This is a genomic window from Pseudoalteromonas sp. NBT06-2 (assembly GCF_002276045.1).
Lineage (GTDB): Bacteria > Pseudomonadota > Gammaproteobacteria > Enterobacterales > Alteromonadaceae > Pseudoalteromonas.
The window spans coordinates 1-5,972 of record NZ_NQMR01000232.1 but is presented as its reverse complement, the minus strand read 5'-3'; the positions used below and the strand labels follow the sequence as shown (position 1 = coordinate 5,972).

Sequence of the window (5,972 nt, the reverse complement as noted above, 5' to 3'; positions counted from 1 at the left end):
CTGCAGTTAAAGGTTATAACCCACATAAACCTGGACGTCCTTGTCATACTTATCATACCTACATGATCGCCAATCTTCGCCTTATTCTAAATGTTGAAGTACAGCCTGGAAATCTTGGCAGCTCTTCACATTCATTACCTGGTTTGATGAAAATATTAGATAAACTCCCTGAAAGTAGGCGCCCCGATTTTGTTCGTGGTGATTGTGATTGGGGTAGCGATAACATCATGACCGAATTAGAGCAGAAGCGTTATAGTTACTTATTCAAAATGAAGAAAACCAAACAAGTTAAAGCACTTATCCATGAGCAACACAATAAAGGCGACTGGAAGTACTTTAAAAAAGGTTGGGAAGCAAAAGAGGCCACATTAAAACTGACGACATGGGATAACGAAAGACGCGTTGTTTTAGTTCGCCGTCAATTACAAACAGCAGATGACTTAGTCATTGAGCAGCGTAAAGATGGACAACTAAGTCTATCGTTTATTGAAGGTGTTGAAAATATAAAGGCTTTTGAATATTCAGTCTTGGTCACTAATTTAGATAGCGACATTATCAGTATCGTTCAGCATTATAGAGATAGGGCAGACTGCGAAAATAACTTCGATGAACTTAAAAACCAATGGGGCTGGGGTGGGTTCACCACTCAAAAAGTGAAAAGTTGCCAGCTTATTTCGCGTATAATCGCACTGGTTTATAATTGGTGGACACTTTATGTTCGTTTACTCATGCCAAACACACATCTTGAAGCCATTACCCGTCGCCCTTTGCTGTTAAGTGGTGTAGGCAGGCTAACGCAAACAGGTCGACAGAAAAAAATAAGCATTACGAATACGCATCAGCTTAAAGACAAAATGATTGATGCTTATAATAAAATCATCCCCTTTTTCAATCACCTAAAAGTCACTGCGCCGCAGTTAAATCCTCCCCAATGTTGGCAAGTAATTTTAGATGAAATAATGACGTTATTGGGGATCAATTTAGAGCATGATGAACGCTGCTTAGGCAATGACAAGCTTGATTTATTGTCGTTCAGTCCTTGACCATTAATTAGACTTTAATGAGTAAAACGATTGCTAGATCTAAGTTGTGTCTAGGGGCTACTGCTGATTTTAGGATAAAGTTCTATTTTTGAATTTGTAGGCTCAAACGCAGACTAATCCAATAATATGGTAACCAGGGGTTACCATATTGCCTGATTTTATCCTTGATAGAACCGTTCTAAAATGCGTTTATTTACTGCGTAGTTAAACATTGAAACACTGAATAATATACTCAGTGGTGGGTAACTATCACAAAGCTTATATTCATAGACTGTTTCAACTATTCTCTTATCCCTTAAGCGTTTCATTTTTACCTTCAAACTTAGATGGTAGACATTCACAAAAAGCGTTAGATAGTTTTTCTAATGCTTTTCGTTTTTCAGGTAAAAATGAATATTTATTATAAATATGCTGCATTTTAGGTAATTTATGATTTAAACAAATCTCAGCCACTTGATCAGATATGCCAATTTTAGCTAACAAAGTTCGTGTGGTTCGGCGGATATCATGAGGTGACACTTTGAAGGGTAACGATAGCTTTTTAAATGCATGATTTAACGTATCATGATAAACATGGGGTATTGCACTTTTCTTTCTGGCAGGAAATACATACTCATTATCACATGCTCTTACTTTTAGTTCCTTTAGCCAATCAACTGCTTGTGGTGTTAACGGCACTAAAAATTCACGTCTCGGTTTAGTGCGTGTTGCTGGAATCGTCCAGAGTAACTCACTGAAATCAAACTCTTCCCATTTAGCGCCTAACAGCTCCATCTTTCGGGTAGCAGTACAAAATAACAGGCAAGTAGCTAAATAGTTATCTCTACTAAATGTAGGTCCAATAGAACCTGCTGCTTTAAAAAAAATAGTGATCTCCGATTCTTTTAAATAGGTTTCTTTTGGTCGTTCTTCACCGCCAGCATCCATGGCGGTAAAAGATAACGCCAAATTGTGTCGAATGAGATCTAGTTTCACTGCATGCTTAAAAAGTGCTTTTAGCAGGTATAAAGATTTGTTAGCAATTGAGGGGCGGGGTGCTTGTGTACTCGTTCCTTTTTTGATCTTCTGTAATATATCCGAAATTTCTAATCCATTAATTTCAGTGATAGGGCGGTTACCTAAAGGTCTTTTGAGATTTATTTCATAAAGACGTTTTAATCGGTCCGCATGAGAATATCGAGACTCGATAATGGTATCAAAGTAATGTTCGAACACTGCATTTAAAGTATTGCGAGTTTTAAACTGTGCTTTACGCTTTTCCATTGCAGGGTCAATATCATTGGCAAGCTGGTGGCGAAGTGTTAATGCTTTATTTCTTGCTTCTTTTAGCGATAAGGTTGGGTAAGGACCTATTGTAACTACTGCTCGTCTACCATTTATTTGATAACGAAATTTAAAGCTTGCATGGCCGGCTTTAGACAATGAAAAAAATAGACCTTTTTCATCGGCTATTCCTCGTACTGGGACAGCTTTTGTGATGATAGATTTTAATAAAGATTCGGTTAACATTTATATCCTCCAAATTTGTAGGGTTATTTGGACGACATTGGTGACCCGAGTCATCGAACTACCACTTTTTGCAGTTTTCATCCTAAATGAATTGAATAAATTAGGATGTTAAAAACACAAAAGCCCAGAATTACTGGGCTTTAGCGGATGATTATGGACTGTAATGGATATTATTCAATATTTTGGATCTGCTCACGCATTTGCTCAATCAGTACTTTTAGTTCAACGGCTGCATTTGTGATATCGCTGTTAATTGATTTAGAAGCTAAAGTGTTGGCTTCACGATTAAATTCTTGCATCATGAAATCTAAACGACGGCCACAAGCGCCACCTTTTTTAAGGATTTTACGCGTTTCTTTTACATGAGATTTTAAACGATCAAGTTCTTCTGCAACATCTTGTTTTTGCGCTAAGTATATTAGCTCTTGCTCTAGACGATTGTTGTCTATTTCAGCATTAAGTTCATCTAATCTAAGTTGTAACCTGCCACGTTGCCATTGTTTTATAGTTGGCATATGGCTTTCTACAATGTCAACTTGTTCTAAAATAGCGGTTAAACGTGTGGCGATCATTTCTTCAAGGTTGGCACCTTCTGCAGCTCGAGCATCTTTAAAGTCACTCAAAGTGGCAGTAAACGCAGATAGCATTTCTGCTTGTGCGGCATTCATATCTACTTCTTCGGCTTCCATTACGCCAGGCCAACGTAAAATATCTACTGGGTTAATATCACCTTGACTTTGAGCTTGCACCCATTTTGCGCTGTTTACTAATTGTGAAGCTAAACTTTCGTTTATTGATAATTGACCAACATTTGCCGGGTTTGCTGTAAATTTAAGAAAAACTTCAACTTTACCGCGTTGTAATTCTTTTCTTAAGCGCTCTCTTATTACTGGCTCCATTCCACGAAATTGTTCAGGTGTGCGGATAAATGTTTCTAAATATCTTTGGTTAACTGAGCGAATTTCCCAAACGCCTGTACCCCAATCGCCTTTTACTTCTTGGCGAGCGTATGCCGTCATACTATAGATCATGGATATGATTTCCTAAATTGAGAGCTGTTACTATATTAAGTAAGTAAATAAATTGCCCCTATTATAACTAGTTAAATAATATTTACAGCTATTTAACTGATTAAAGGTTAATGAACATCATAGTTTTGTGATGTCCTTCATTGATAATTGCTCGCAACCTTTTATAATAGTCAAAATTTAGAATGAGAGAAGAGTGACAATGCGCCCAAGTGAAAGAACAAGCAACCAAATCCGTCCAGTAACATTTACCCGTGATTATACTATGCATGCTGAAGGTTCAGTTTTGGTAGAATTTGGTAATACTAAGGTTTTGTGTACTGCAACAGTTGAATCGGGCGTACCTCGCTTTATGAAAGGCCAAGGTAAAGGTTGGGTAACAGCTGAGTATTCTATGTTGCCGCGCTCTACACATACACGTTGTGGCCGTGAAGCAGCTCGTGGTAAACAGGGCGGTCGTACGATGGAAATCCAACGTTTGATCGCGCGTTCACTTCGTGCAGCGATTGATTTAAGTGCATTAGGTGAAAATACGATTACTATTGATTGTGATGTTATTCAAGCTGATGGTGGTACTAGAACTGCCTCTATCAGTGGTGCATGTGTTGCATTAGTTGATGCTTTAACACATATGCGTAATAAAGGGATGATAAATTCAAACCCACTTAAATATATGATTGCTGCAATTTCAGTTGGCATATATAAAGGTGAAGCAATTTCCGATTTAGAATACATTGAAGACTCTGTTGCTGAAACTGATATGAATGTGATTATGACAGAAACAGGTAAGCTAATCGAAGTGCAAGGTACTGCTGAAGGCGAACCTTTCTCTTTTGAAGAACTTGATACTTTAACTGGTTTAGCAAAAAATTCAATTCTTGAAATTATTGATGCGCAAAAGCAAGCTTTAGCATAATCCCTAACTGAATTTATTTAAGGTTTATATTAATGAAATATTATCAAAAAGAATTTATTGAATTTGCACTTGAAAAGCAGGTTTTAAAATTTGGTGAGTTTACGTTAAAGTCAGGTCGTACTAGCCCGTACTTTTTTAATGCAGGTCTGTTTAACACCGGTCGTGACCTTGCTCGCTTAGGTCGTTTTTATGCAGCAGCATTAGCTGATGCTAAGATTCCGTACGATGTTTTATTTGGTCCTGCATATAAAGGTATTCCTATTGCAACAACTACGGCAGTAGCATTAGCGGATCATTACGATATTGATATGCCATACTGTTTTAATCGTAAAGAGAAAAAAACACATGGTGAAGGGGGGTCTTTAGTTGGTTCTGAATTAAAAGGTCGTATCATGTTAGTTGATGATGTGATCACAGCAGGAACTGCTATTCGTGAATCAATGGAAATCATTTTAGCAAATGGTGCTTCTTTATCTGGTGTTTTAATTGCATTAGATCGTCAAGAAAAGGGTAAAGCAGAGCTTTCAGCAATCCAAGAAGTTGAACGTGACTTTGAAACAAAAGTTATCTCAATAGTTAAACTTGCTGATCTAATCGCATATCTAGAAGATAAAGGCGATATGGCTGAGCATCTAGATACGGTTAAAGCATATCGTGATAAATACGGTGTAGCTTAATTAAGTATTTAGAATAAACCCGCGAAAGCGGGTTTTTTTATGGATAAACGAGGAGCTGTTGATCTTTCAAGATAACTTTTGCAGCGAATTGTTGGGCATTTATACAAGGCAGAGGCTTTGTCATGTGGTTGTTCCACATAAAAAGGCGATAACGCAGTAAAAATGCTCAACAAACGCTGTCCGAAGGATTCGTCTAAAAGCATTTTATTCTTTGTTGAGTCGTATTTACTTCGAATGACTAGGCGACACACGACTCACCGCGACTAAAATGCTTTTATCTCGAACAAAATTTAACCCGGAAAGATCAACCCCCCCTAAAGTGAGGAGTTATGCAAGATAAAAATAAACCAAATGGTGTTGGCATTAAAAGAATTTTTAAAGCGAGTTATTGTTCATATTTAGGGCTAAAAGCAGCATTTAGGGAGGAGTCAGCATTTAGACAAGAATTACTGCTTGCTGTTATAATGTTTCCAAATTCATTTTTATTAGCTGAATCAGTAATACATTGGGCTATGTTGATAAGTGTTTTATTATTAGTGTTGATAGTAGAGTTATTAAACTCTGCCATTGAAGCTCTTACAGATCGAGTAAGTACTGAGCATCATATTTTATCTGGCCGAGCTAAAGATATGGGATCTGCAGCAGTAACTCTATCATTGTTAGCTGTTGCAATTATTTGGGGGGCAGCTCTTTATAGTAAATATATAATGTAGAGGTTTTTAGAGGTGGGTTATCCACAGTTTTTTGTTAGTAACTTGATATTAACTTGTGTCAAGTTAAGTATAGATAATTAATTAAA

6 protein-coding genes are annotated in these 5,972 nt (G+C 37.2%); 4 read left to right on the top strand and 2 right to left on the bottom strand.

Features of this window, described 5'->3' with window-relative positions; genetic code table 11:
- Positions 1-1,043 (top strand): transposase (locus CJF42_RS24530; protein WP_141235661.1); only part of this gene is annotated, 1,043 nt, incomplete at its 5' end.
- 288 nt (positions 1,044-1,331) lie between these two features.
- On the opposite strand, the gene CJF42_RS24525 is transcribed toward CJF42_RS24530, so the two are convergent.
- Positions 1,332-2,552 carry a tyrosine-type recombinase/integrase gene (locus CJF42_RS24525; RefSeq protein WP_095369150.1) on the bottom strand — a complete coding sequence of 407 codons (1,221 nt, stop codon included), beginning with the start codon at positions 2,550-2,552 and terminating at the stop codon, positions 1,332-1,334.
- A gap of 170 nt (positions 2,553-2,722) precedes the next feature.
- Positions 2,723-3,583 carry a YicC/YloC family endoribonuclease gene (locus CJF42_RS24520; protein ID WP_095369149.1) on the bottom strand — a complete coding sequence of 287 codons (861 nt, stop codon included), beginning with the start codon at positions 3,581-3,583 and terminating at the stop codon, positions 2,723-2,725.
- Positions 3,584-3,782: 199 nt separating this feature from the next.
- On the opposite strand from CJF42_RS24520, the gene rph reads away from it, so the two are divergent.
- The 3 genes from rph to CJF42_RS24500 all read left to right on the top strand — a co-directional run bounded on the left by rph (position 3,783) and on the right by CJF42_RS24500 (position 5,886).
- Entirely contained in the window at positions 3,783-4,496 is a 714-nt protein-coding gene (gene rph / locus CJF42_RS24515; RefSeq protein ID WP_095369148.1) for a ribonuclease PH, read from the top strand.
- 32 nt (positions 4,497-4,528) lie between these two features.
- Positions 4,529-5,173 carry an orotate phosphoribosyltransferase gene (gene pyrE, locus CJF42_RS24510; protein ID WP_095369147.1) on the top strand — a complete coding sequence of 215 codons (645 nt, stop codon included), beginning with the start codon at positions 4,529-4,531 and terminating at the stop codon, positions 5,171-5,173.
- A 329-nt stretch (positions 5,174-5,502) separates the two neighbouring features.
- Complete coding sequence (locus tag CJF42_RS24500; RefSeq protein WP_095369145.1) at positions 5,503-5,886, top strand: diacylglycerol kinase; 384 nt, start codon at positions 5,503-5,505, stop codon at positions 5,884-5,886.
- Positions 5,887-5,972: the final 86 nt, after the last annotated feature.

What these genes read in the sequence shown, in the direction of transcription:
- CJF42_RS24500 (WP_095369145.1), top strand. Translation starts at nt 5,503, where the DNA reads ATGCAAGATAAAAATAAACCAAATGGTGTTGGCATTAAAAGAATTTTT.
- rph (WP_095369148.1), top strand. Translation starts at nt 3,783, where the DNA reads ATGCGCCCAAGTGAAAGAACAAGCAACCAAATCCGTCCAGTAACATTT.
- CJF42_RS24520 (WP_095369149.1), bottom strand. Translation starts at nt 3,583, where the DNA reads ATGATCTATAGTATGACGGCATACGCTCGCCAAGAAGTAAAAGGCGAT.
- pyrE (WP_095369147.1), top strand. Translation starts at nt 4,529, where the DNA reads ATGAAATATTATCAAAAAGAATTTATTGAATTTGCACTTGAAAAGCAG.
- CJF42_RS24525 (WP_095369150.1), bottom strand. Translation starts at nt 2,552, where the DNA reads ATGTTAACCGAATCTTTATTAAAATCTATCATCACAAAAGCTGTCCCA.